This window comes from Corynebacterium sp. 51B (genome assembly GCF_008930785.1).
Lineage (GTDB): Bacteria > Actinomycetota > Actinomycetes > Mycobacteriales > Mycobacteriaceae > Corynebacterium > Corynebacterium megadyptis.
In genome coordinates, this window is the sequence record NZ_PQMK01000006.1 from 71,632 (window position 1) to 96,142 (window position 24,511).

At 65.2% G+C, this 24,511-nt stretch carries 20 protein-coding genes; 8 read left to right on the plus strand and 12 right to left on the minus strand.

The annotated features are described in order from the left end of the window. Positions 1 to 54: 54 nt before the first annotated feature. Together bioB and GBB14_RS08040 are read left to right on the plus strand one after the other, a co-directional pair. Positions 55 to 1,092 (plus strand): biotin synthase BioB, encoded by a 1,038-nt coding sequence (bioB, locus tag GBB14_RS08035; RefSeq protein ID WP_151529140.1) that lies wholly within the window; start codon positions 55 to 57, stop codon positions 1,090 to 1,092. Then, positions 1,079 to 1,351 (plus strand): hypothetical protein, encoded by a 273-nt coding sequence (locus tag GBB14_RS08040; RefSeq protein WP_151529141.1) that lies wholly within the window; start codon positions 1,079 to 1,081, stop codon positions 1,349 to 1,351. The genes bioB and GBB14_RS08040 overlap by 14 nt, the downstream gene beginning before the upstream one ends. Here GBB14_RS08040 and GBB14_RS08045 read toward each other — a convergent pair. Then, the gene (locus GBB14_RS08045) at positions 1,348 to 2,250 is read right to left on the minus strand and encodes a ribokinase (RefSeq protein WP_151529142.1); all 903 of its coding nucleotides are present in this window, start codon (positions 2,248 to 2,250) and stop codon (positions 1,348 to 1,350) included. The genes GBB14_RS08040 and GBB14_RS08045 overlap by 4 nt on opposite strands. A gap of 124 nt (positions 2,251 to 2,374) precedes the next feature. Between GBB14_RS08045 and GBB14_RS08050 the strand changes: the two genes are divergently transcribed. Continuing rightward, complete coding sequence (locus GBB14_RS08050; protein ID WP_151529143.1) at positions 2,375 to 3,319, plus strand: ADP-ribosylglycohydrolase family protein; 945 nt, start codon at positions 2,375 to 2,377, stop codon at positions 3,317 to 3,319. Here GBB14_RS08050 and GBB14_RS08055 read toward each other — a convergent pair. From GBB14_RS08055 to GBB14_RS08070, 4 genes are read right to left on the minus strand one after another with little or no spacing between them, the layout of a single operon-like run. After that, entirely contained in the window at positions 3,316 to 4,959 is a 1,644-nt protein-coding gene (locus tag GBB14_RS08055; RefSeq protein WP_151529144.1) for an ABC transporter ATP-binding protein, read from the minus strand. The genes GBB14_RS08050 and GBB14_RS08055 overlap by 4 nt on opposite strands. After that, on the minus strand, positions 4,956 to 5,831 hold the full coding sequence (locus tag GBB14_RS08060) for an ABC transporter permease (protein WP_151529145.1): 876 nt from the start codon (positions 5,829 to 5,831) through the stop codon (positions 4,956 to 4,958). The genes GBB14_RS08055 and GBB14_RS08060 overlap by 4 nt, the downstream gene beginning before the upstream one ends. Positions 5,832 to 5,851: 20 nt before the next feature. Continuing rightward, positions 5,852 to 6,799, minus strand: coding sequence for an ABC transporter permease (locus GBB14_RS08065; protein ID WP_151529146.1), 948 nt, complete (start codon positions 6,797 to 6,799; stop codon positions 5,852 to 5,854). After that, positions 6,799 to 8,376: an ABC transporter substrate-binding protein gene (locus GBB14_RS08070; protein ID WP_151529147.1), complete on the minus strand. Its 1,578-nt coding sequence runs from the start codon at positions 8,374 to 8,376 to the stop codon at positions 6,799 to 6,801. Before GBB14_RS08070 ends, GBB14_RS08065 begins: the two co-directional genes overlap by 1 nt. A gap of 107 nt (positions 8,377 to 8,483) precedes the next feature. Between GBB14_RS08070 and GBB14_RS08075 the strand changes: the two genes are divergently transcribed. After that, a complete protein-coding gene (locus tag GBB14_RS08075; protein ID WP_151529148.1) occupies positions 8,484 to 9,074 on the plus strand; it encodes a hypothetical protein in 591 nt (196 codons plus the stop codon). On the opposite strand, the gene brnQ is transcribed toward GBB14_RS08075, so the two are convergent. Together brnQ and GBB14_RS08085 are read right to left on the minus strand one after the other, a co-directional pair. Beyond that, positions 9,071 to 10,456 (minus strand): branched-chain amino acid transport system II carrier protein, encoded by a 1,386-nt coding sequence (brnQ, locus tag GBB14_RS08080; protein WP_225976652.1) that lies wholly within the window; start codon positions 10,454 to 10,456, stop codon positions 9,071 to 9,073. The two genes, GBB14_RS08075 and brnQ, sit on opposite strands and share 4 nt — an antisense overlap. A 99-nt stretch (positions 10,457 to 10,555) precedes the next feature. After that, positions 10,556 to 11,695 carry a MalY/PatB family protein gene (locus GBB14_RS08085; protein WP_151529149.1) on the minus strand — a complete coding sequence of 380 codons (1,140 nt, stop codon included), beginning with the start codon at positions 11,693 to 11,695 and terminating at the stop codon, positions 10,556 to 10,558. 56 nt (positions 11,696 to 11,751) lie between these two features. Between GBB14_RS08085 and idi the strand changes: the two genes are divergently transcribed. Beyond that, positions 11,752 to 12,300 (plus strand): isopentenyl-diphosphate Delta-isomerase, encoded by a 549-nt coding sequence (idi, locus tag GBB14_RS08090; RefSeq protein WP_151529150.1) that lies wholly within the window; start codon positions 11,752 to 11,754, stop codon positions 12,298 to 12,300. Between the two features lie 12 nt (positions 12,301 to 12,312). On the opposite strand, the gene GBB14_RS08095 is transcribed toward idi, so the two are convergent. The 4 genes from GBB14_RS08095 to GBB14_RS08110 all read right to left on the minus strand — a co-directional run bounded on the left by GBB14_RS08095 (position 12,313) and on the right by GBB14_RS08110 (position 17,678). Continuing rightward, a complete protein-coding gene (locus tag GBB14_RS08095; protein ID WP_151529151.1) occupies positions 12,313 to 13,521 on the minus strand; it encodes a phosphotransferase in 1,209 nt (402 codons plus the stop codon). 9 nt (positions 13,522 to 13,530) lie between these two features. After that, the gene (gene treS, locus GBB14_RS08100) at positions 13,531 to 15,300 is read right to left on the minus strand and encodes a maltose alpha-D-glucosyltransferase (protein ID WP_151529152.1); all 1,770 of its coding nucleotides are present in this window, start codon (positions 15,298 to 15,300) and stop codon (positions 13,531 to 13,533) included. Positions 15,301 to 15,349: 49 nt separating this feature from the next. Then, complete coding sequence (locus tag GBB14_RS08105; RefSeq protein WP_151529153.1) at positions 15,350 to 16,075, minus strand: DUF2786 domain-containing protein; 726 nt, start codon at positions 16,073 to 16,075, stop codon at positions 15,350 to 15,352. A 178-nt stretch (positions 16,076 to 16,253) separates the two neighbouring features. Beyond that, complete coding sequence (locus GBB14_RS08110; protein ID WP_151529154.1) at positions 16,254 to 17,678, minus strand: carboxylesterase family protein; 1,425 nt, start codon at positions 17,676 to 17,678, stop codon at positions 16,254 to 16,256. A 118-nt stretch (positions 17,679 to 17,796) separates the two neighbouring features. Here GBB14_RS08110 and GBB14_RS08115 point away from each other — a divergent pair, with 118 nt between their 5' ends. Together GBB14_RS08115 and GBB14_RS08120 are read left to right on the plus strand one after the other, a co-directional pair. Continuing rightward, complete coding sequence (locus tag GBB14_RS08115) at positions 17,797 to 19,863, plus strand: M3 family metallopeptidase (RefSeq protein WP_151529155.1); 2,067 nt, start codon at positions 17,797 to 17,799, stop codon at positions 19,861 to 19,863. Positions 19,864 to 19,874: 11 nt separating this feature from the next. Then, the gene (locus tag GBB14_RS08120) at positions 19,875 to 20,180 is read left to right on the plus strand and encodes a hypothetical protein (RefSeq protein WP_151529156.1); all 306 of its coding nucleotides are present in this window, start codon (positions 19,875 to 19,877) and stop codon (positions 20,178 to 20,180) included. A 112-nt stretch (positions 20,181 to 20,292) separates the two neighbouring features. Here the strand turns inward: GBB14_RS08120 and malQ are convergent, their stop codons facing one another. Then, positions 20,293 to 22,437: a 4-alpha-glucanotransferase gene (malQ, locus tag GBB14_RS08125; RefSeq protein WP_151529157.1), complete on the minus strand. Its 2,145-nt coding sequence runs from the start codon at positions 22,435 to 22,437 to the stop codon at positions 20,293 to 20,295. Between the two features lie 166 nt (positions 22,438 to 22,603). Between malQ and GBB14_RS08130 the strand changes: the two genes are divergently transcribed. Further along, positions 22,604 to 24,442 carry a long-chain fatty acid--CoA ligase gene (locus GBB14_RS08130; RefSeq protein ID WP_151529158.1) on the plus strand — a complete coding sequence of 613 codons (1,839 nt, stop codon included), beginning with the start codon at positions 22,604 to 22,606 and terminating at the stop codon, positions 24,440 to 24,442. Positions 24,443 to 24,511 lie beyond the last annotated feature (69 nt).

Genomic DNA, 24,511 nt, shown 5'->3' on the forward strand with positions numbered 1-24,511 from the left:
TAAACGATGTTCATCTCATGCAACAACTATTGCCCACGACACAGGAGTACAGCTATGACCACGGCTACGCAGGACGCCCAGGGTAGCGCCCTTGATGAGAGCACTATTCTCGAGCACGCACGCACCAAGGTGCTCGAGCGCGGCGAGGGACTGAACTATGAGGAGACCCTCGCAGTACTGAATCTGCCAGATGAGAAGATCGAAGAACTCCTCGAGTTGGCCCACCAGGTGCGCCTGAAGTGGTGCGGCGACGAAGTTGAGGTCGAGGGCATTGTGTCGCTGAAGACCGGCGGCTGCCCCGAGGATTGCCACTTCTGTTCCCAGTCGGCCATGTTCAATAGCCCGGTTCGTGCCGCCCGCATTGATATTCCCGAACTGATCGAGTCCGCCAAGCAGACCCGCAAGACCGGCGCTAGCGAATTCTGCATCGTTGCCGCGGTGCGTGGCCCGGACGAGCGGCTGATGAATGACCTCATCGACGCCACCCACGCCATCAAGGACGAGGTGGATATCGAGATCGCCGCCTCGGTGGGCATGGTCACCCTCGAGCAGGCGCAGCGCCTCAAGGACGCCGGCGTGCACCGCTACAACCACAACCTCGAGACCAGCGAGTCCTACTTCCCGCAGGTGGTGACCACCCACACCTTTGATGAGCGCATCGACACCCTGAAGAACGTGCGCCAGGTGGGCATGGAGGTCTGCACCGGCGGCATCTTGGGCCTTGGTGAGTCCCGCGAGCAGCGCGCCGAGTTCGCCCAGAACCTGGCCTCGGTGGATCCCACCGAGGTGCCCATGAACTTCCTCGACCCGCGCCCCGGCACCCCCTTCGCCGACAAGGAGCCCATGGAGGCCAATGAGGCCCTGCGTGCCATCGGTGCCTTCCGTCTCGCCCTGCCGAAGACCACGCTGCGCTTCGCCGGCGGCCGCGAGCTCACCCTGGGTGATCTCGGCGCCGAGCAGGGCCTGCTGGGCGGTATCAACGCGGTGATCGTGGGCAACTACCTCACCACCCTCGGCCGCCCCGCCGAAACCGACCTCGACATGCTGGGCAAGCTGCGTCTCCCGATCCGAGCCCTCAATGAGACGATCTGATTCGGACGAGCTGCTCATGGCGGTTCTCACCGGCGAGGAACCGATCTATCACCCCAATACGGGGCAGCCGCTGGATGAGAACGCCGAGCGTAATAAGAAGGGCCTCGCGGAGCTGAGCCGCGGCGCCAAGATCGGGCTCGAGCCGCCGCGCTTCTGCCAGATTTGCGGGCGCCGCATGGTCGTCCAGATCATGCCAATGGGCTGGGTGGCGCACTGCTCCCGGCACGGGGAGCTCGACTCCCGCGCTTTAGAGCGCTAGGAGGGCAGCTCCTCCGCGGCGCTCGGATACGAGGTTTGGGCCCCGGCGCGGGTCGCGGCGAAGGCACCGACACGGCAGCCGAGGGCCGTGGCCTCGATCAGGTCCGCGCCCTCATTCAGCGCCGCGACGAGCGCGCCCGCGCAGGCATCCCCGCAGCCGGTGGTATCCACGGCCTCGACCCGCGGGGAGGGCACCTGCTGGATTCCTTCCGCCGTGGCCACCAGCGCGCCCGCGGCCCCCAACGTGATGATGACGCTGGCGAAGCCTGCTTCGCGCAGCTGCGTTGCCAGCTCCTCGGGGCTGCCTTGGCCCTGTTTCTTATAGAGCTGCGCGATCAGCCCCGCCTCGTGTTCATTGGCGATGAGCGGATCGGCGTGCAGCAGCGCCGCGGGATCCATCTCGATCACGGGCGCCAGGTTCACCACCACCCGCACTCCATGGCGGGTGGCCACCGCGATGGCCCGTTCGATGGCGGCGGCCGGAATCTCGCCCTGCACCAGCAGGATGGAGGCCGCGGCAATAAGCTCCTCGTGGGCATCCACCAGCTCTGGGCTCATCGCCGCATTCGCCCCCGGCACCACCACGATGCTGTTCTCCCCATCCGCGGCGACAGTAATCACCGCCAGGCCCGTGGGCTCGTCCACACTCGTGATGCCCTCCTCACTCATGCCGCTTTCGCGCATGATGGCACAGGCCGGTTCCGCATAGGAATCCGTGCCCACCGCGCCGATCATATGGACCTGCGCCCCCATCCGGGCCGCGGCCACCGCCTGATTGGCGCCTTTGCCGCCTGGGGCGACCGTACTGCTGTGCCCGAGAAGCGTTTCTCCAGGGGCGGGGTGCCGGGTCACGCGCACGGTGAGATCGGCATTGATAGAACCTACGACAGCGATGCTCATGCCCCAGATTTTAGCCGATACCTGCGCAGTCGATGCCGCGGGCGAAGCAGGACAGGGCTGGGGTCTGGGTGCTGTCTAGAATGCGAAGAGTCAAGGATTGTGCGAGGAAGGTGGGTCTATAGCCATGGTGAGAACACATCGACTCGAGCGCGCTCGCGGTGCACTCTATGGGCAATTAATTGGAGATTCTCTCGGTAGTTTGGTCGAGTTCCGTTCCGCGGAGTCGATCCAGGCGCACTACCCGAAGGGGGTGCGCCAGCTCGCCGATGGGGGCACCTATGGGCTCAGCGCCGGCCAGCCCACTGATGATTCCGAGATGGCCTTGTCCCTTGCCGCCTCCTTGGTGCGGCACGGCACCTTCGTGCTCGAGGACGTGGCCGCGGCTTATCGACGCTGGGCACTATCCGAGCCTTTCGATATCGGCATTACGTGCTCCTCGGCGCTCATCCGCGGCCACAAGAATCCCGAGTCCCAAGCCAATGGCGCCCTTATGCGTGTCAGCCCGCTCGGGATCTTCGGCGCTCGGGTGCTGGAGGAGGACCCGCAGGGCGCGGAGCGGCTGGCCGAGTGGGCGCGTCAAGAATGTTCGCTCACCCACATCAACCCGCTGTGCATGGATATTCAGAGCGTGTACGTGCTCACCATCGCCCGCATCATAGCCACCGGCGCGGACCGGGCCGAGGCCCTAAAGATTCTGCAGGCCGAGGCCGCATCCTACCCAGAGGTAGCGGCGCTGGTGGAGGCGCATCGTGACGTCCCGCCGGCCGAGTACCTCGAGCATGAAGGGTGGGTGACCATCGCCTTCGGTAACGCGGTCCACGAGCTGGCCTCGGTCCTACGCGCCGAGGAGTCGCTGGTGCGCACCGTGGGCAGGGGAGGAGACACCGACACCAACGCGGCCATCACCGGCGCGCTACTGGGCGCGGTCGATGGCATGCACGCCTGGCCCTCGCGCTGGGTGGATGTGATCGATTGCTTCCACCAGAACGAGACCTCACCGCGGCCGCGGCCACGGGAGTACTGGCCCAATCACGCCTATGCCCTCGCCGGCCAACTCCTGGGCGCTTAGGGGCTCAGCCGCGGCACGGCGTCGATAAGCGCGCGGGTATAGCTCTGCTGGGGCTGGGCGAAAAGCTCGGCGGTCGCGCCCTCCTCGATCAGCTGCCCCTGTTTGAGCACCATTACCTCCGAGCACAGGGCCTGCACCACGCCGAGGTCGTGGGAGACGAACACCAACGCCAGCTGATACTCGCGCACCACCTCGGTGAGCAGGTTGATCACCTGGGCCCGGGCGGAGACATCGAGGGCGGAGACGGGCTCATCGGCCAGCAATACCCGCGGCCGCGGGGCGAGGGCGCGCGCCAAAGAGATGCGCTGGCGCTGCCCGCCGGAAAACTCGTGAGGATAACGCCGCGCCACCTCGGCGTCGAGGCCGACATCGGCCAGCACCTCCTGCACCCGCGCGGCCCGCTCCGCCGCACCGAGGCGCGCGGCCCGCAGCGGTTCGGCAATGCTCTCGCCGACGCGCATCCGCGGATCTAAGGACGCAGCCGGGTCCTGGAACACGATCTGCGCCACCTGCTGCAGCGTGCGCGCTGTGGCGGCACGCCCATCGACGAGGATCTCGCCGCTGCGGCTCGACTCGAGCCCCGCCAGCAGCTTCAAGAGCGTGGACTTGCCCGAGCCGGATTCGCCCACCACCCCGAGGCGCTGGCCGGCGCGCAGGCTCAGCGATAGCGGCTCCAAGGCCTGGGTGGTGCGGCGCTGGCGGGCGCGCCAGCCGCGGGAGCGATAGCTTTGGGAGATCTGCTGTGCCTCCAGCACCACCGGGCCCGGGGTGGGAAACTCCGGCTGGGCATAGGCGTGGCCCGGGCGATAACTCTCATCGGCGCTGCCCACCGTGTACAGGTGCCCGCGGGAATCGCGTGCCGCCAGATCCGAGGCTGCCACCAGCCCGCGGGTGTAGTCGCCGGGCTCGCGCAATACCTGCTGGGTCGTGCCGCGTTCCACGATCTCGCCCTCGCGCATCACCAGCACCCGCTCGCAGATCTGCGCCATCACGCCGAGATCGTGGGTGATGAACAACACGGCTGTACCGCGCTGCTCAGTGAGGCGGTTGAGGGTGGCCAGAATGGAGGCTTGCACCGTGGCGTCGAGCGCGGTGGTGGGCTCATCGCAGACGATGAGCTCGGGATCATTCGCCAAGGCGATGGCGATGAGCACGCGCTGGCGCTGCCCGCCCGAAAGCTGGTGCGGATAGCGCTCGTAGAGGGCCTCGGGATCGGGCAAGCGCACCTCCTCCAGCAGCGCCAGGGCGCGCCGCTTCAGGGCGGCGGAATCGAGATCCTGCTGGTGCAGCTGCACGGCCTCGCGTACTTGGGGGCCGATCTTCATGAGCGGATTCAGTGCCGTCATGGGCTCCTGAAACACCATGGATATCCGGCGGCCCCGCAGGCTGGCGTAGCGGGCGGGGGAGTAGTCCACTAGGTTGCCTGGCTCGCCGCGCAGCGTGATCCTGCCGCTGGTGTGCAGCGTGTGGGAGTGCAGCCCCATGATGCTCAACGCGGTCAGCGATTTACCCGAACCGGATTCGCCGATGATTCCCACTTTCTCCCCAGCCGCGATGCTGAAGCTCACCCCGCGCAGCAGCTGGTGCCCATCGCGGGTGCGCACCTGAAGATCGTCTACGTCCAGCACTGTGTCACTCATTGGCCGGCCTTTCGTGTCGAGTGCAGCCTGGGATCGAGGAGATCCCGCAGCCCATCGCCGAGCAGGTTGAAGCCCAGCACCGTCAGCGCGATCGCCAACCCTGGCCACAGCGCGAGCTGCGGCGCGGTATAGAGCGAGGCCTGCGCCGATTGCAGCATCCGGCCCCAGGATGGCTCCGGCGGTGGGGTGCCGAGGCCAAGGAAGCTCAAGGCCGCCTCGGCGAGAATGGCCAGCGCAAAGGCCACCGAGGCCTGCACGATCACGAGGCTGAGGATATTCGGCAGCACATGCCGCAGCGCGATCGCCCGCCCCGATGCCTGGGACATCTGGGCGGCGGCGATGAAGTCGAGAGAGAGCACGCTGAGGGTTCCGGCGCGGGCGACGCGGGCAAAACCAGGGATGGCGGCGATACCGATGGCCGCCATGGCCGACCACGTGGAGGTGCCAAAGACCGCGCCGAGCACGATGGCCAAGAGCAGCGCGGGGAAGGCGAGAAGGAGATCGGCGCCGCGCATCACCAGTGCATCCATCGTCCCGCCGCGCATGCCGGCGATAATGCCCAGCGGTACTCCACAGAGCATGCCGATGCCCACCGCCACCACGCCCACGGCGAGGGTGATATGCGCCCCAGCCATCAGCTGTGCCGCCACGTCTCGGCCATAGCGATCAGTACCCAGCCAGTGCTGCGCGCTGGGGCCGAGCAGCCGCTCCTCGGGCACCGCGTGGATCGGATCGAAGGGGGTCCACACCAGCGCGATGAGCGCGGTGAGCACTACCGCAGCCACGATGCCGCCGCCGATGAGCAGACTGGCCGGCGGGCGCTTGCGCTGCCGCGTGCGGACGCCGCCCGCATCCGGAGATTCTGTGTGCATCTCTTCTTTCCCTCCCGGTGTTAGCGACCGGCGCGGATGCGCGGATCGAGAAGGCTATAGGACAGGTCGACGATAAAGGTAGTGAGCAGGGTGATGAGTACGAGCACCATCACCACGGATTGCACCGCGGTGAGATCTCGGCCGCTGACCGCGTCGAGGAGATAGCTCCCCACCCCGGGCAGCACGAAGACGCGCTCGATCACGACCGCGCCCACGATCAGCGCCGCCATCTGCATCCCGGTGACCGTCACCACCGGCAGGGCGGCATTGCGCAGCCCATGGGCGCGCATCGCCTGCCAGACGGTCATGCCCTTGGCAAGGGCGGTGCGCATGAAATCCTGGTGCAGCACATCGAGCACGGCGGAGCGCACATAGCGGGTCATGATGGCTGCCTGCACGCTGGCCAGCGCCATAGTGGGCAGGATGAGCCGAGCAATGAACCCCGCCGGATCGGCATTGGGCGGCACCCACCCATTAGCGGGCAGCAGCCCCCAGCGCACCGAGACGATCGTGACCAAGAGGATGCCGGCGAGGAAGCTCGGCACGGCCACCCCCACCTGACTCAGTGCGGTGATGGCTACTCCGTCCGCGCGGTGGCGTCGAATAGCGGCCCACATTCCCAGCGGCACGGCGATAATGAGCGCCAGCGTCATCGAGCAGCCCATGAGGATCAGGCTCACCTGCAGCCGGTCCCACACGATGGGGGTGATGTCCTCACCCGATTGCATGGACACTCCCCAGTGGCCGGTGAAAAACCCACCAATCCAGGTCAGATACTGCAGCAGCAGCGGGCGGTCGGTGCCGAGCTCCGCCTGCTTCTGGAGAATGAGCTCATCAGTGGCATTGACGCCGAGGGCAATGGCGGCCGGATCGCCGGGGATCAGTCGCAGCAGCGCGAAAATCACCACGGAGGCCACGAACGCGGTGAGCACGAAGCGCAGGCCGGCGCGCAGGAGCAGTCGAAACATTAGCTGCGCTCCTTCCCAGACTCCCCATCATCAGGGGCGCGGTGCATCGTGGCCAGCTCGAGGCCCTCGGTGATCTGATCGGCGCGCACGCCGCTGACCGAGCGGTCGGTAACCACAATATTGGGGAAATTAAAGAGGGTATCGGCGCCGGCTTCGGCCATGATCTGATCGACCGCCTTTTTCATATAGCGCACTTGCTCCTGGGCAGTGCCGCGATCGGCCTTCTCCAGCAGGGCGCGCACCTCGGGCGAATCAAAGCCCAAATAGTACTCGGGATTGCCAAAAAGCTGCGGAATATCGCGCGGCTCGATGTGCATCACCAGCGACATGTCATAATCCTGCTGCTTGAGCACCTCGTTCAGCCACACCGCTGGGAACTCGGTGGAGCGAATGCTCACATCCAATCCAATATCGCGCAGTTGTGAGACCACGATCTCGCTCGCCGCCACCGCATAGGGCAGCGAGGGCACGGAGAAGACCACGTGGTTATTGCTCTCATTGATCCCTGCCTCGGCGAGGAGCTGCCGCGCGCGCTCCGGGTCGAAGGGATAGCGGGTGGAGGCTTCATACCAGGGATCCGTGGGCGGCACTGGGGCACCGCCGGTGTCGATACCGTGCCCGTCCCATGCGGTGTCGATCACGGCCTGGCGGTCGATGCCATACATCACCGCTTGGCGCACGCGGACATCATCGAAGGGGGCGCGGTTGTTGTTCATCGACAACAGCACCTCGCCATTGGTGGTGCCCACCTCGACCGTATAGCGGGTGGGGTCGAAGGTGTGGAGCAGCTCGGGCGATTGCATGGAATACACCACATCCACGTCTCCGGAGCGCAGCGCGTTCATGGCCGCCACCGCATCGGCGAAATAGCGGATCGCGGCGCCCTGGTTCTGCGGGGCCGGGCCCCAATAGTCATCCCGGGCCCGAAAAGAAATGGAGTGGCCGATAGCAAAGTTCTCCACCTCATAGGGGCCCGTGCCCACGGGGGCGCTGGCGAGGGTGTCCATGGCCGAGGGCGTCATCATCGCCCCCACGAGGGTGGCCATATCCCACAGCCATTGATTCGACGACGCCGCCAGCTGCACCGAGACGTCGGTGGGGCTGAGCACCTCGACGGACTCGACGATGTCCATCTTCTTCTTCAACCCATTGCTCCACGCCTCGGAGCGGACGCGGTCGATGGAAAACTTCACCGTCTCGGCGGTGAAGGCATCGCCATTGGAAAAGGTGACATCATCGCGCAGGGTGAAGGTGTAGCGGCGCCCATCCTCCGAGACCTCCCAGGAGGTGGCCAGCCAGGGCACAATCTGGCCGTCATCGTCGATGCGCACCAAGGTTTCATACACGTTGCTCATCAGCGCGCCGGGAATGGCCGCGCCGGAGTTGGTGGTGAAGTCGAGGGAGACTGGGGAAGCCGAGGCAGCCACCACAATGTCGTGTGTCCCAGCCACGCGGCCCACCTGCACTGCGGTGGAGCCGGCGCTGCAGCCGCTGACTCCCACGGCGAGTGCCGTGGCGAGCGCGGCGGTCCTTAAGCCCGTGCGGTCGCGCCGCGAGCGGCGAGAGGGGAGATTCATACTTGCACAGGCTAGTCGGCTGAGCGGCGTTCCCAGGAATGCGGGGGATCGGTGTAGGCGCGGGTTGAAGCGCGGCTACAGGTGGTCGCCTGCCTAGAATGAGCCCCATGACTGAGGCAGGACAACCAGCGGCACGACGCGGCACAGACCGAGACATCATTGCGGTGCGGATGAGTGGCGGGGCGATCCTGCGCTCGAAAACCACCGCGCTGTGCGTGGTGTTTGTGCTTGTTCTTGGACTGATCGGGGCGGCGCTGCTGGGGGCGTGGGCCTCGGAAACCCACGAGACTCTCCGCACCCTCTATGGGGTGGCGGCGGCCCTACCGATCGTGGGGGTGGTCATCACGCAGCTGCAGTTTATTCGCTTCGTTTTTCACGCCCGCCGGCGGCGAGTGATCGTGGGACGCATGATCACGATCCCCGCCTCGGGGGTGAGTTTTCACCGCGATCAGCTGCGCCGCGTAGACATTTGGTCGGAGAATCGCGACGGGGCGATCACCACCTACATGACGCTGGTGCCGGCGCATATCGAGCAGCGGGTGGATGCGCACCAGCTGGCCCATGAGGTGCCCGCGATTCTGCGTGATTATTGCGTGCGCCTGCCCCGCGGCAGCCGGCCCACCGCCTATGAGCTGGCGGATAGCCTCCGCGAGAATAATCCGCAGCTCGAGGTGAATAAGATCGGCAAGATCGCCTAGGCCGGTACCGCTGTCTCGCGGACCGGAGCGGGCAGGGGGCGACGCGGCGGGAGGACGCTATCGAGGATGAGCCCCACGATGATGAGGGCGAGGACCGGCAGCACCCAGCCGAGCTGTTGCTCATGCATCGGTGCCCAGCCGAGGAGACGCTCAATGCTCTCGCTGGCCACGCCGACCGAGGACAGGGAAGCCAGCAGCGACCACACCACCGCGCCCCACACGCCGAGACGGAAGGTGTAGAACAGCCGGCGGCTCTTCCACAGCGGCGCCAGCAGTGTGATGGCCACCAAGGTGATCGCGGGCGGGTAGAGGAAGCCGATGATGGGGCCGGCGATCGCCAATACGGACTGCAGGCCCACCGTGGACACGGCGAAGGAGATGAGGGTGAAGACCAGCACCCACTGCTGATAGCTCACGGCCGGCAGCAGGCGGTGGAAGAACCCGGAGGTGGAACCGATAAGTCCGGCGGCGGTACCGATGCATGCCAGCAGCACCACCATGCCGAAGAGCACACGCCCGGGCTGGCCCATGGTCACATAGGCGATATCGGTGAGGATCGCGGCACCGTCCTCGTACTGCTCGGGGTTGGGCACCACGCGGCCCACCATGCCAAGGGCGATATAGACCGCGCCGAGCAGCACCCCGGCGCCGACGGCGGCGATGATGGCGCCCCGCTTCAGGCCCATGCCATCGGGGGAGCCCAGGCCCTTTTCGCGCAGCGCAGAGATCACCACGATGCCGAAGGCGAGGGCGGCCACCGAGTCCATGGTCAGATAGCCTTCGATCAGCCCGGTGGGGCCGGGGTGCTCGGCGAACTTCTCGGCGGCAGGCACTCCAGTGGGCTCGAGCTGGCGCAGAGCCATGACCACCATGAGCACCAGCAGAATGAGGAGCACGGGGGTGAGCCACTTGCCGATGCGATCAATCAGGCCGGTCTCGCGGTAGCACATGAGCCAGACCACCACGAAGTACACCGCGGAAAAGACCACGGTGGCGGCGCGGGAGTCCACGCCGAATACGGGGGAGAAGGCGGTGGAGTAGCTCACCACCGCGGTGCGGGGCACGGCGTAGAACGCGCCGATGGAGAGATAGATGAGCACGGGGAAGATCACGCCGAAGAACCGACCCGCCTGGCGCGATAAGTCCAGCACATCCTCGCCAGAGATCACCACCGCGATCATCGACACCACGGGCAGGGCCACCCCGGCGGCGAGGAAGCCAAGGATGGCGGGGGCGAAGTGGGTGCCGGCTTGGGCGCCGAGAATAGGCGGGAAAATGAGGTTGCCCGCACCAAAGAACATCGAGAACAGCATGAGTGTCGCCGTGGTGAGGGTGGCGAACACTGCCGTGGATTGCACAGCCGAGCGAGCGGAGTCAGACATCGGAAGAGAGCTTTCTAGACAGAATGTGAGCTATCGACTCAGCAGCCTAGCAGTACTGGTCCTACCACTCGTTCTTCGGTATGCGCTGCGTGCTCAACGTCACTGCGCTCGACGCAGCAGTTCCACGAAGGTCTCGAGGTTCTCCGGTGGGGTCGCGAAGTTCAATCGGGCGCAGTGCGCATAGCGCCCCGCGGGGGCGAAGGTGGCGCCATCGTTGAGCACCACGCGGCAGTGGTGTTCGAGATACTCGGCGGCCGTCTCCTCGCCCGCGGCGAGGGCGGTATCGCCGAAGTCGAGCCACATCAGGTAGGTGGCCTCGGGGGCGCTGGCCTTAATTCCGGGGAGGGCCTCGGGTAGGGCGTGGAGCAGGTAGTCGCGGTTGCGGCGCAGCAGTTCTAGCTGCTCATCGAGATAATCGGTGGAGGCGGTATAGGCGGCCGCAGCGCCGACGAGGCCAAGGGTGGAATAGCCGTCGGTGACCAGCGGCCCGGCCGCCTGAAAGGCTGCCTGGTGGTCTGGGTTGGTGAAGTACATTTGGGCGCATTTCAGTCCGGCGATATTCCATGCCTTCGAGGTGGCGGTGGCGGTCACGCACACCCGGCGGGCGTTCTCGCTCACCGAGGCCACCGGCACATAGGGGCGCTCGTAGCAGATGGGGGCGTGGATTTCGTCCACGATCACGAGCATGCCCAGCTCCGCCGCGAGATCGGTGAGCTGCACCAGATACTCGCGTTCATAGATCACGCCCAGGGGATTATGCGGGGAGCAGAGAATGAGTACCCGGCCGCCGCGGGCGTGGGCCTGGCGGATCTGCTCCAGGCTGGGCTGGGGGTCTGCGTCGATACACAGCATCTCGCGGCCGGTGATCCGCGGCAGCTCAAGGAAGGGCATATAGGCCGGTACGGGCACGATGATGGCGTCCTCGGGTGAGCTGAGCAGCTCAATGGCCAGCTGCACCGAGCGCACTACGTCGGCGGTGACTTCCACTTGGTCGGGCTCGGGCGCCCAGCCATAGCGCTGGCGATAGAAGGCGCTCATCCCTTCTTTCACGCCCTCAACCTGCACGGGATAGCCGAAGGCTTCGCGCTCCACCGCCTGCCGCAGCGCAGTGATCACATCGGGGTGGGTGGAGAAGTCAGATTCGGCGATCCACAGCGGCAGCAGCGCCGGGTCATAGGTATTCCACTTGCGGGTGCCTCGCCGGCGCAGCGTGTCGTTATCGAGGAAGTGACAAACCATGGCCTCTATTGTGCATGTGCCCGACCGCCTATGCCTAGCCGCTATGGTGGGTGAGTATGAACGCCCCCGAACTCGTGGTTGTGCTTGATAGCCACAATCAGCCCATCGGCACCGCACTGAAGTCCGAGGTGCACAGCACGGACACCCCCTATCATCTGGCCTTTTCCTGCTATGTCCAGGATGCACAGGGCAGGGTGTTGCTCACCCGCCGGGCGCTGAGCAAGGCCACGTGGCCGGGGGTGTGGACCAATAGTTTTTGTGGGCATCCCGCCCCCGGTGAGGAGGCTGTGGCGGCGATCGCGCGCCGAGCCCGCTATGAGCTCGGGATTGAGGGGCTGCACGGGATCGAGCAGGTACTACCCACCTATTCTTATCGCGCGGTGGATTCCAGCGGCATCGTGGAGCACGAGTTCTGCCCCGTCTACATTGCGCGTATCGACGCCACCTCCCAGCTGCAGCCCGTCCCTTCCGAGGTCGATTCTTATGGCTGGGCCACCCCGGCCGAGCTGGCAGCCGCGGTGGATGCCACCGGCTTTGCCTTCAGCCCCTGGATGGTGGACCAGCTCAGCCACCGCGCGCTCCGCGAGGCACTGGGCTGTCCCTGATAGAGGCCGGAGCTAGCCGGCGATAGAACGGACCGCACCCAGCGGCAGCCACATCCAGTCGGGGCGGTTATTGGCCTCATAGGCCACCTCGTAGAGCGCCTTATCGAGCACGAAAGCATCCAGGATATCGAAGTTATCTTGGTTGCTCGGATCGAAGTGATAGCCATCCAGCAGGGAAGCGGTGGCGGTATCAGACCACAGCTGCCGGCTCTCTGCGGTGCCGGCGTGTTCGAAATTGGCGGCGTAGTCGAGAGAGCGGATCAGCCCCGCGAGATCCCGCAGCGGGCTGTCCATGCGCCGACGTTCCGCCAGCGGCCGGGCGGGCTCGCCCTCGAAGTCAATGAGAATATATTTCTCGTCCTGTTTCAGGGTTTGTCCCAGGTGGAGATCGCCGTGGACCCGCTGCACTGGCACCTCGAGATCCTGCAGGCGCTGATACACCGCACGCGCCTTCTCAGCGAAGGGCGCCAGATCGGGCACCTGAGCCAGCATATCCTCCAAACGGTTACTGAGGGCCTGTGCCACCTGGGAGCCGGGCATGGTCTCCGTGCCGAAATGACGGGCCAGCAGCTGGTGCACCTCGGAGGTGGCCACACCGAGGTTGCGGGCGGAGTCAGAGAAGTCCGCGCCCTCGCGGACTGCGGCGAGGGCATCGACCCAGCCATCGGTGGCGTGGTGCACAAAGTCCTGCACCATGCCGGTGATCATCGTCTCGCCCTCGATCTCGTGGGTGAGATATCCCCGCAGCGGGGCGATATGTCCGCAGTGATGCTCCGAGAGCCCAGCCAAGAGCTCGACATCGGGGTTGATGCCGCCGGCGAGCTTGCGGAAGAACTTCACGATCACCGTCTCGCCGAAGATGATAGAGGTATTGGACTGCTCGCCCTCGATTACGCGGCCGAGTGCCCCAGCCGGCAGCAGCGGCTGGGTGGCGCCAGGCACGGCGTGGACCGCGCCGCCGCCGGGCAGGGAGTCGCTGGTGATGAGCTCACCCATGCGGGCCGCATAGGCCGGCTGGGCGAGCACATCGGCGTTGTTCTCGTCGAGAAGCAACTGATATAGATCGGAGCCGCTCGCTCGGTGCACCCGTGCCACCACCCATCTGACCCCGTCGCTGCCGGTGAGCGGGGCGGTATGCACCACCTCAATATCGTTGATGGCCTCAGATTTTGCGCCATAGAAGCGCTGGGCGGCCAGCATGGTTGCGAGTGCGGAATCCATGATCAGCTCCTAAGCGTCGGGATCGGTGAGTTCGAACCAGAAGAATCCGTGCGGGGCCAGGGTGACCACCCAAGGCTGCTCGGTGATCTCGGGGAAGTGCTCGCCACCGCTGAGCTCCACCGGCACGCGGCCGGCGAACTCGGAGAGGTCGAGGGAGACGGCCTGCGGGCGGCGCGACATATTGTTCACGCACAGCAAGGTTTCCTTCTCATCGCGCAGCAGATAGCTGAGGATGGCGAAGTTCTTGGCGGGCACCTCGGTGAACTCGCCGAAGCCGAAGGCGGAGTGCTGCTTGCGGGTCTGAATCAGATTGCGGGTCCAGTGCAGCAGCGAGTTCTCCCCGGCCATCTGGGCCTCCACGTTGAGGGCATCGTAGCCGTATTGGGAGTTCTGGATGACTGGCAGATAGAGCCGCTCCGGATCGGCCTTGGAGAAACCACCATTGCGGTCGCTGCTCCACTGCATGGGGGTGCGCACGCCATCGCGGTCGCCGAGCCAGATGTTATCGCCCATGCCGATCTCATCACCGTAGTAGAGCACTGGGGATCCGGGTAGGGAGAGCAGCAGGCCGGTGAAGAGTTCCAGCTGGTTGCGATCGCCCTCGAGTAGCGGGGCGAGGCGGCGGCGAATACCTACATTCGCCTTCATGCGCGGCTCCTTGGCGAATTGCTCGTACATGAAGGCGCGTTCCTCGTCCGTCACCATCTCGAGCGTCAGCTCGTCGTGGTTGCGCAGGAAGATACCCCACTGCGCCGAGGACGGAATGGAGGGGGTGTCCTGGAGGATCTCGGAGATGGGGCGACGAGACTCGCGTCGCACCGCCATGAAGATGCGCGGCATGAGGGGGAAGTGGAAGGCCATATGGCACTCATCGCCCTCGACGGGCTCGCCGAAGTACTCCACCACATCGGCCGGCCATTGATTGGCCTCCGCGAGCAGCACCCGGCCCGGATACTCCTCGTCGATGACCTCGCGGCAGCGCTTGAGGAAGTCGTGGGTTTTGGGCAGGTTCTCGCAATTGGTGCCCTCTTCCTCGAAGAGATAGGGCACCGCATCGAGGCGGAATCCGTCCAAGCCGAGGTCGAGCCAGAAGCGCAGCACATCCAGCATGGCTTCCTGGACCTCGGGGTTTTCGTAGTTGAGATCCGGCTGGTGGGAGAAGAAGCGGTGCCAATAATACTGCTCGCGCTCCGGATCCCAGCTCCAGTTGGAGGTCTCGGTATCGACGAAGATGATGCGGGCATCGGCGTATTTCTTGTCGGAATCGCTCCACACATAGAAATCCCCATAGGGCCCTTCTGGGTCCTTGCGGGATTCCACAAACCACGGGTGCTGGTCCGAGGTGTGGTTCATCACCAAATCAGTAATGATGCGGATGCCGCGCTTGTGGGCCTTATCCACCAGCTCCACGAAATCATCCACCGTGCCGAACTCGGGCAGCACCTCGCGGAAGTTGCGGATATCGTAGCCGCCATCGCGCAGCGGGGAGTCATAGAAGGGCGGAAGCCAGAGGCAGTCCACGCCCAGCCACTCCAAATAATCCAGCTTGGAGATCAGACCCTGGAGGTCACCGGAGCCGGAATTCGTGGAGTCATGAAAGGCGCGGACGAGCACCTCGTAGAAGACGGCCTCTTTGTACCATCCCGGCTCGAGGCTATTCTCGGCCATTTTCGGGGTGGCATAGTCCTCGGAGGAGGGTTCTACGACATAGCCTTCCGCATCCACTTCCGTTTCAGCGGCGGGCTCCTGGTGTGCGAGTTTCAAAGGGTCTTCAGCCATACAGACCAGATTAGAGAAAACTCCCGGCGCGCGCGGCAGCGGATCCCCTTTAGGCTTCGAGGGCGGCCCGCCGGCGAATGCGGTGCTGGCCGATGTCGGTGGCCGTCGCTTCGTCCATGCCGCGGGAGTAGGCATGGGGATCGAAGGTCCGGCCCTCGGCGCTGCGGGTGCTTAAGGAGGCATCGCCGATAAATTCGGCACGGGCGGCGCGTGCCAGGGAGGCGTCGTCGATAAGCGCCAGCTCATAGCTGCTGGAGGACTCAGCGGCCTGCTCCTCGGCCTCGGCGAGCCGGCTGGAGATCATGGTGATGAAGCCGCGCATGAAACTGCGGCGCAGCGTCACCGTGGAGGAATAGCCGCCGCTGTGGGCATCGTGGCGGAGGGTGCTGGCCCGCACCAGCATGATCGGGTTGATGAGGGTGTAGAGGGTAGACACCCGCTCGAGGTGCCGGAGGCGGCCAAAGACCACAGCCTCGCCGACTTTCACCGAGCGGTAGGTGGAGTAGACGAAGCCCTCGCAATGCAGGGAGCGGGCGATCGCCATGAGGAGTGTGCTTTGCATATCTGTATAGGAGCCGCCGAACTCGATATGCATATGGCTGACGGTATCGCTGGGATCCTCGGTGTCGAGGTCGCGCTCGTCGAGCTCGTAGCGCGCCATGAGCTCGAAGGCTTTGGCGAAGTAGATATCGCCTTCCTCGGTGCCGGCGCGATCGCGGGCCTGGCTGAGGATTTTCTGGATTTTGTCTTTGATGGTGTCGAGTGAGCTGGCCATGGGATATCTCCTGAAGTGGGTGTATCTAGAAAGCGGATGAGTGATGTATCCGCAGACTAAATGCCCGGGCCCCGTCGTGGGCGCCCGCAGGCCAGGATGCGGGCAGGGCTGTGCATAAGGGGTTTTTCTATCCACAGCCTGCCGCCGCCCGCGGGCTAGTATCCGCAGGCCACCGCGGTTATTCCCAGGCCTCGCGCCGGGCCGCTCTGCGCTGCTGCACCGGCAGCCGGAAGTGCACGCGCACCCCGTAGAGCGGATCGCGGACCACCTGCGGCGGCGCGTCAGGATCGCTTAAGGACAGCGACAGCGCCGCCCGGTTGCCACGGCCGGGCTCATGGCAGGGCCAGGAGGGGCGCTGGCCGTGGGCGAAATCCACCAGCAGCTGGTGCACCTGGCCGGCCCGCGGGGCCAGCCGCTGCGGATCGCCCGCGGCGAAGGTGGAGACCATGGGGGAGGAATGCTCCAGCATGTCGAAGGCGAGAAGCAGATCCACACAGTGCAGCGCCGGTGTCCCGTTCTCGGCATCGCCGGCAAACTGCAGCAGCCACGTGGAGCCGGACTCGCGCTCTGTCGCGGCCTGCACCCAGCGGGTAATAGAGGAATCGGAGGCGAAGCGGCGCGCCACCTGCTTCGGGTAGTGCGTATCCGCCCAGTGCAGATAGCTGCGGGCGCTATGCAGCAGGAATTGCCCGGCCAGCAGCCGTATCCCGAGCTTCGCCAGCCAGGGCGCGTGCTCATCCATCCAGACGGCGCTGGGCTCGAGATACATCTCGTGCTCGGTGTAGGTGAGCAGAATATCCACATCTGCCAGCTCGCCAGGGATGAAGGGATAGGGTCCCACCGCGGGGCCATAAAAATAGCGCCGCCGCAGCGAGGCATAGCCCTTCGCCAGCTTTCCGGGCTTGCGCGCCGCCAGGTTATTCAGCGAGGTCTGGGTGATCGGGGCGCCGACGGCGCTGCGCAGCCAGCCGCGGCGGGCGAAGAAATCCTGCGGCGGATAACCGGGCGACATCGCCACCAGCCGGCGAAAGGTGCCGGTGTAGTGGTCGCGCCGGGCCAGCCACAGCGCGATGCCGGCGCCGGCGGATTGGCCCACCAGGGTGACATTGGTGGGGTCGCCACCGAAGGATTCGATGCAACGCTGGATCCAGTCGAGCCCCAGCTGCACATCACTGACCCCGCGGTAGACAAAGCTCTCATCGGCGCGGAATTGGGCGAAGCCCTCGAGTCGCATGCGATAGCCGATAGAGACCACGATGGCCCCCGAGTGGGCGAAGGCGTGGGAGCGATACCACGAGCCGTCATAGTGGTCGGATTCATAGCGCCCGCCGTGCACATAGGCGATCACTGGGAGATCGGCGGGCACCCCATGGTCCGCTCGCGGCACCGCGGACACGGGGGCGATCACGCTCAGCCCCACCGGTCGCTGGCGTGGGGTGGTGGCATCGATGACCTCAGTGGCGGCGTCGGCCCGCTCGGGGAAGTCAAAGGGCTGCTCGTAGTGCACGTGGGGAATGCCGCAGAATTCGGCCACCCCGTCCTCGTAGACTCGCCCGCGTATCGATCCCGCGGGAGTCGATACGGTGATCGTGTTCTCACTCATGGCTGTCCATGCTATCGCAGGGGCGAGTCTTTTCCCCAAGAAAAGCAGTGGCGGTCGCTTATCGACGCCGCCTCGCCGGCGTGCTCCTTATTGATAGTCTTCGTTAGTATTGGCGGCTATGACATCTACCACTGAGCACAACCCGCTGCTGTCCCCCTCCACTCTGGACTATCAGCTGCCCGATTTCGCCGCCATCCGTTTCGAGCACTTTCGCCCCGCGTTTACTGAGGCCATGCGCCGGCACGAGGAGGAGATCCGCGAGATTCTCCGCAGCGAGGGCTGGGAGGACGTGGTAGAGCGGCTCGAGGCCTCGGGGCGCGATCTCGCCCGCGTGGAGTCGGTCTTTTTCAACCTGTGCAATACCGATTCCACGGAGGAGATGCTGGAGCTAGCCGCGGAGCTCGCCCCAGAGTTGGCAGCCCACCGCGACGCCATCATCCAGAACACCGAGCTCTACCAGCTGGTACGCGACGCCGAGGTGCCGGAGGATGAGGAGTCTCGTCGGCTGCACGAGTACTATCTGCGGCTTTTTGCCCGCTCCGGCGCCACCCTCGATGCGGAGAAGAAGGCGGAGCTGGCCGAGCTCAACCGCGAGCTGTCCTCGCTCTCGGAGCGTTTCGGCTCGCAACTGCTCAGCGATACCCAGAAGCTCGCCGTCAGCTTCGACTCCGAGGAGGAGCTCGCCGGGCTTTCGGCCTCGGCGATTGCCTCGGCGCGCGAAGAGGATGGCAGCTATGTGCTGCACCTGAACCTGCCGAGCGTGCAGTCTGTGCAGGCGCAGCTCGAGCGACCGGAGTCGCGCCGCCGCGTCTACGAGGCCTCGCTGGCCCGCGGCGTGGAATCCACCACCCCCGTGGCGGTGCGCATGGCCCAGCTGCGGGCACGCAAGGCCGAGCTGCTCGGCTATAGCAGCCACGCCGAGCTGGTGGTGGAAGAAGAAACCGCCCCCGATACCGCTGCGGTGTGGACCCTGCTGCGGGATCTCGCCCCCGCGGCTGCGGCCAACGCGTATGGCGAGTACAAGCGCATCCAGGATGTGGCCGGCGGCGAGGAGATCACCGCCGCCGATTGGCCCTATTGGGAAAATAAGCTGCGCGAGCAGGACTACGCCCTCGACGAGTCCCAGCTGCGCGAGTACTTCCCGCTGCGCAGCGTGGTGGAAAAGGGCGTGTTCTTCGCCGCCGAGCGCCTCTATGGCATCACCGTGCACCCGCGCGAGGACCTGCGCGGCTATCACGAGGATGTGCAGGTGTGGGAGGTGCGCGATAGCGACGGCACCGGCATCGGCCTGCTGCTCACCGACTACTATGCCCGCCCCTCCAAGCGCGGCGGGGCGTGGATGTCCGGCTTCGTCGAGCAATCGGAGCTGCTCGGCACCAAGCCAGTGGTGATTAACGTCTTGAACATCACCAAGCCGGCCGATGGCTCGGAGGCGCTGCTCAGCATGGACGAAGTGACCACCCTCTTCCACGAGTTTGGCCACGGCCTGCACGGGCTGCTCTCTCAGGTGCGCTATCCCAGCTTCTCCGGCACGAGCGTACCCCGCGACTATGTGGAGTTCCCCTCCCAGATCAACGAGAACTGGGCGCTGGAGCCGGTGGTGCTGGATAATTACGCCCGCCACCACGTCACCGGCGAGGTCATTCCCGCAGAACTCGTCTCCGCGATCCACGCCTCCCGCACCTTCGGCCAGGGCTTCGCCACCAGCGAATACCTGGGCGCCGCGATTATCGATTACGCCTGGCACAGCCTCAGCGCCGCCGCGGCCGAAAAGATCGCCGCCACCCCGGAGGCCGTCGCCGAGTTCGAGCGCGCCGCGCTGAGCGACGCCGGGCTAGAGGTGGAGCACCTCGCCCCGCGCTATCAGACCCGCTATTTCAACCACATCTTCGCCGGTGGCTACTCGGCGGGCTACTACTCCTACCTTTGGGCGGAGGCGCTCGACGCCGATGGCTTCGAATGGTTCAAGGAGGTGGGGGGCGCCGTCGATGCCGAGCGCAGCGAAGATAGCCCCAGCGGCGTCGATGCCGCCTCGGTGCGCGCGGCGGGGCAGCGTTTTAGGGAGCTGGTGCTCTCGCGCGGCGCCTCCCGCGATTTCACTGAGGCCTTCACCACGCTGCGCGGCCGCGAGAAGGATATCCAGCCGCTCCTGCAGCGGCGCGGCCTGGCGGGAGCGACCCGCTAAACTACATAGCCATGGATGCGCTGCGAGAGATCTACGTTGAGATCACCAATGAGCTCGGCCAGTGGATCGTCTCCTTGCCCGTGTGGCTGCAGGCGCCCGTGGTCACCACCGTCACGCTCGTTCTCTGCGGGATCGGGGCGGTGGTGCTCTTGCGCGTGATCGACCTTGCGGGCTCGCGCATCCACGCCCGCGTGCACGCCGAGGACACTACCCGCAGCAGCAGCGCCGCGGTCGTCCGGCCGGGCCCGGCGGCGCGGGGTACTAAGATCGTGATGAACCAAGAACCCGTCGCCTGGAAAGAGCCCACCACCGAATGAAGAATAAGCCCCGTCGCCGCCGCCCGCGCAGTACCTATGGCAAGTCGCGGGTCACGCTCGCACTCATCGCGCTGCTGCTATTCGTCGTGGTGATGGCGCTACTCGGCCATATCTAACGGGACGCTGCCGCGGCGATGGTGCGGAAGAACTCCGCATCCGCCAGATCCTCGATAACCACCGGCTCGCCGGCGGCATTCCGCAGCGGCACACACCAGTTGGGGTAGTGCTCCTTCGTGGTGCCCGGCTGGTTCTGCACCGCCTTATCGCCTACCAAGTCCACCAGCGCGGTGCAGGTGAGAAGCGAGGGGGTGGCGGCCACATAGCGGTGCAGGGCGGCCACCAAATCCACCAGCGGTCCACGCTCGCCGCGCTCGGCGCCCAGGAAGGTCTCGACGGGGCTGTGCCCGCGGAAGTAGCCCCGCTCGCGGACGCGCTCTAGCACCTCGTTTTGCCACGCCAGATCCTCGGCGTTTTCCTCTTCCTTGGAACGGCTGAACAATCCCAGCTGATCCCGCAGCTCCACGTGGGTGCCGGACAAATAGCCGGCGGTGGGAGGCAGGTCGTGGGTGGTGACCGAGGTCAGACACAGCTCGCGGTAGTGCTCGGGCAGGCGCGGGCCGCCGCCTTCGGGCTCGGACTCGAACCACAAAATAGAGGTGCCCATGATGCCGCGCTCGGCGAGCACATCCTGTACCCAGGATTCGAAGGTGCCGAGATCCTCGCCGATTACTACGGCCCCGGCGCGCTCGGCCTCAAGAACCAAGATGCCGACTAAGGCGTTGTAGTCGAAGCGCACATAGGTGCCCTGGGTGGGCGCCTGCATGCGGGGGATCCACCATAGGCGGAATAGGCCCAGAATGTGATCGATGCGGATGCCGCCGCTGTGGCGCAAAATCGTGCGCAGCATATCGCGCCAGGCCGCATAGCCGGACTCCGCCAACTTGAAGGGATCCCACGGCGGCTGGGACCAGTCCTGCCCCTGCTGGTTATAGGCGTCCGGTGGGGCGCCCACCGACGCCTGCGGGGCCAGCACCTCGGCGAGGGTGTGGGCATCGGCGCCACCGGGGTGCACCCCGACGGCGAGATCCGCCATGATGCCGATGCTCATGCCGGCATCGAGGGCGCGTCGATGCGCCTGACGCATCTGGGCATCGCAGAGCCATTGCACCCAGGCATAGAAGGCGGCCACCTCCATCGGCTCCTCGTTCAGAGCGTGGTTGCCATTCTGTGCGGCATGCTCTGCCTCGGCGGCGAGATCCTGTTCGGCGCACCACAGGGAGAAGTCAATGAGGCCCTGGCCCTCCATCTCCACATACTCGCGGAACTGTTGCTCGCGCTCGGGGGAGCGCGGAGTGTTATAAAGCTCGCGCAGCACCTGCAGCTTGGTGGCGTAGATCGGATTGCGATCAATGAGCCCGCCCGAGTGGTTGAGCTCCTTCAGCGGCGCGGCCAGCTGCTGGATATCGGCCTGGGTCTCGGCATCGAGGGCCTGATACTCAGGAATGGACTCGATATGCAGATAGATCGGGTTCATGAAGCGCCGGGTGGTGGGCAGATAGGGGGAATCCTCCACCGGCGGGAAAGGCTCGGCCGCGTGCAGCGGATTGACCAACACATAGTCGGCGTCGGCATGCGCCGCGAGCACCTCGGCGAGGGTGCCCAGATCATGGAAATCGCCGATTCCCCACGAGTCGGCGGAACGCACCGAATAGAGCTGCGCCATCACGCCGCTGCAGGGCTGCTCGCGCAACGAGGCGGTGGTGCTCAACATGGTGGGGGTGACCACCAGCTGGCACTCTTCCTCGATATCCTCGGAGCGCAGCTGCAGCGTATGCCAGCCCAGGGGGAGATCATCGGGGGTAGAGAAGGTAGCCTCGCCCCAAGCGCAGCCGTCGACGATGCGCGGGGGAGTCCAGTTATCCTCCTGGCGGGGGCGCACCTCGCCGCCCTCTTCGAGCAGGATCCGCACATCGGCTGCGGCGCCATCGTGCACATGCACATTAAAGAAGTGGCGATCCCCTTCCCGGGCCACCACGCAGCGCGGCAGGGGGCGCGTGGCTTCCGCATCCTCCACGCGGGCGCGTAACTGCGCTAACTCCTGCTCAGAGGAGTCGGCGGACAGCTCATAACCTAAGGCCCCAATGATGGAGACGAGGGTGTCCTCGCTGACCTCCACCACGGAACCGTCATTAGCGGTGTAGTGCGTCGCAACACTCAGGGTACTGGCTAAATTACGAAGTTCGTCTCTAGAGCTCACAGGAACCATAGTGCCATTGACCGCTGAGGATCGTGCAATAATTGCCCGCTATCGTTGGCGAGCTATGTGCGCTCGGCTAGTGGGGGCGGGTAGCTTACAACATGAAGGTTTCTTCAAAATAGGCAGGGGCGTTGCCGCCCAGTTGAAAGAAAGGTCCACAATAAGCATGGTGAATGAGTACTCCACCCCCGCGAAGTACAGCATCGGCGAGCACGACACATGCCTGACCGCCATGCTGGAGATCGCCCGCTCGCGCCCTTACGGCATTATGTTTACCCGGCCGCAGAACTTTGAATGGGTTAATGTCACCGGCCAGGAATTTGCGGAGGAAGTCTATGCGGTGGCCAAGGGCTTAATTGCCAATGGAGTGCAGAAGGGCGATCGCGTGGCCCTGCTCTGCGAGACCCGCTATGAGTGGACGCTCATCGATTTCGCTATTTGGGCGGCCGGGGCCGTGTCGGTGCCGATTTATGGCTCCTCCTCGCTCAGCCAAGTGCAGTGGATTATTGAGGATTCCGGCGCGGTCTTCGCGTTTACCGAATCCCAAGAACACACTGCGCTCATGCGTAACCTGCTGGTGGATGAGAATGGTGTGCCGCGGCTGTCCGGCTCGGCCTCGAAGCTGCGCCGCATCCTCGAAATTAATGCCTCCGCCGTGGACACCATCATGTTTGAAGGCCGCGAGGTAGACGACGCCGAGGTGGAGAAGCGTATCGCCGATACCCGCTCCGAGGATCTCGCCTCCTTGGTCTATACCTCCGGCACCACCGGCCGCCCCAAGGGCTGCATGCTGACGCACCACAACTGGCTGGCCGAAGCCTATGCCTTGCTTACTCACCCCATCGGCCAGGTGGCCACCCCGGGCAATCGGGTGCTCACCTTCCTGCCGCTGGCCCACGTGTTCTCCCGCGCCGTGTCTTTGGGCGTGGTCATCTCGGGTGCCACCCAGAGCCACTGGTCCGATTTCTCCACCTTGTCGGTGGAGTTCCAGCGCTCCCGCCCGCATCTCATCTTGGGTGTGCCGCGCGTGTTCGAGAAGGTGCGCAACGGCGCCGCGCTCAACGCCAAGCAGGCCGGCCCGATCAAGGATGCGATCTTTGAGAAGGCGGAAAAGACCGCCCGCGAATACTCCAAGGCCCTCGATACCGAGGAAGGCCCCAGCAAGACCCTGCAGTGGCGGCACGCCACCTACGACAAGCTGGTCTATTCCAAGCTCCGCGCCGCGCTGGGTAATTCGGTGCGCTATTGCATCTCCGGTGGCGCCGCCATGGACCGGGATCTCTTGCACTTCTACCGCGGCATCGGCGTCACGGTGTACGAGGGCTATGGCCTCACCGAGCTCACCGCCGCCGCCGCGGTGAACTTTGATGACAACATCATCGGTACCGTCGGCCGCCCTGTCGGCGGTGTGTCCGCACGGCTGTCCTCGGAGGGCGAGGTGATGTTCAAGGGGCAGACCCTCTTCCGCGGCTACTGGAATAATGAGGAGGCCAATCGCGAGTCCTTTGACGAGGATGGCTGGTTCAACACCGGCGACCTCGGCGAGATTTACGAATCCGGCCACATCGAGATCACCGGGCGCAAGAAGGACCTCATTGTCACCGCCGGCGGCAAGAATATCTCGCCCGGCCCGCTGGAGGATCAGCTGCGCTCCCACCCGCTGATCTCCCAGGCGCTGGTGGTGGGCGATGGCAAGCCCTTCGTCGGCGTGCTCATCACCCTGGAGCCGGAGGCCTTCGAGCACTTCAAGGCGCAGCGCAATATCCCGCTCTCCAAGTCCGTGAAGGATGTGGCCCTTGATCCCATGCTCCGCGCCGAAATCCAGGACGCGATCAACTCCGCCAATATGATGGTCTCGCACGCCGAGGCGATCAAGAAGTTCTACATCCTAGACCGGGACCTCAAGGAAGAGGAAAACGAGCTCACTCCGACCTTGAAGGTCAAGCGCAACGTGGTGGTGCGGCGCTTCTCGGAAGAGATCGACGTGCTCTACCGCACGAACTAGCCACAGGACTACCCAGGGCGGATGTCTCCATCGGGCCACACCCGGCGAGGCATCCCCCTTTTTTCTTAG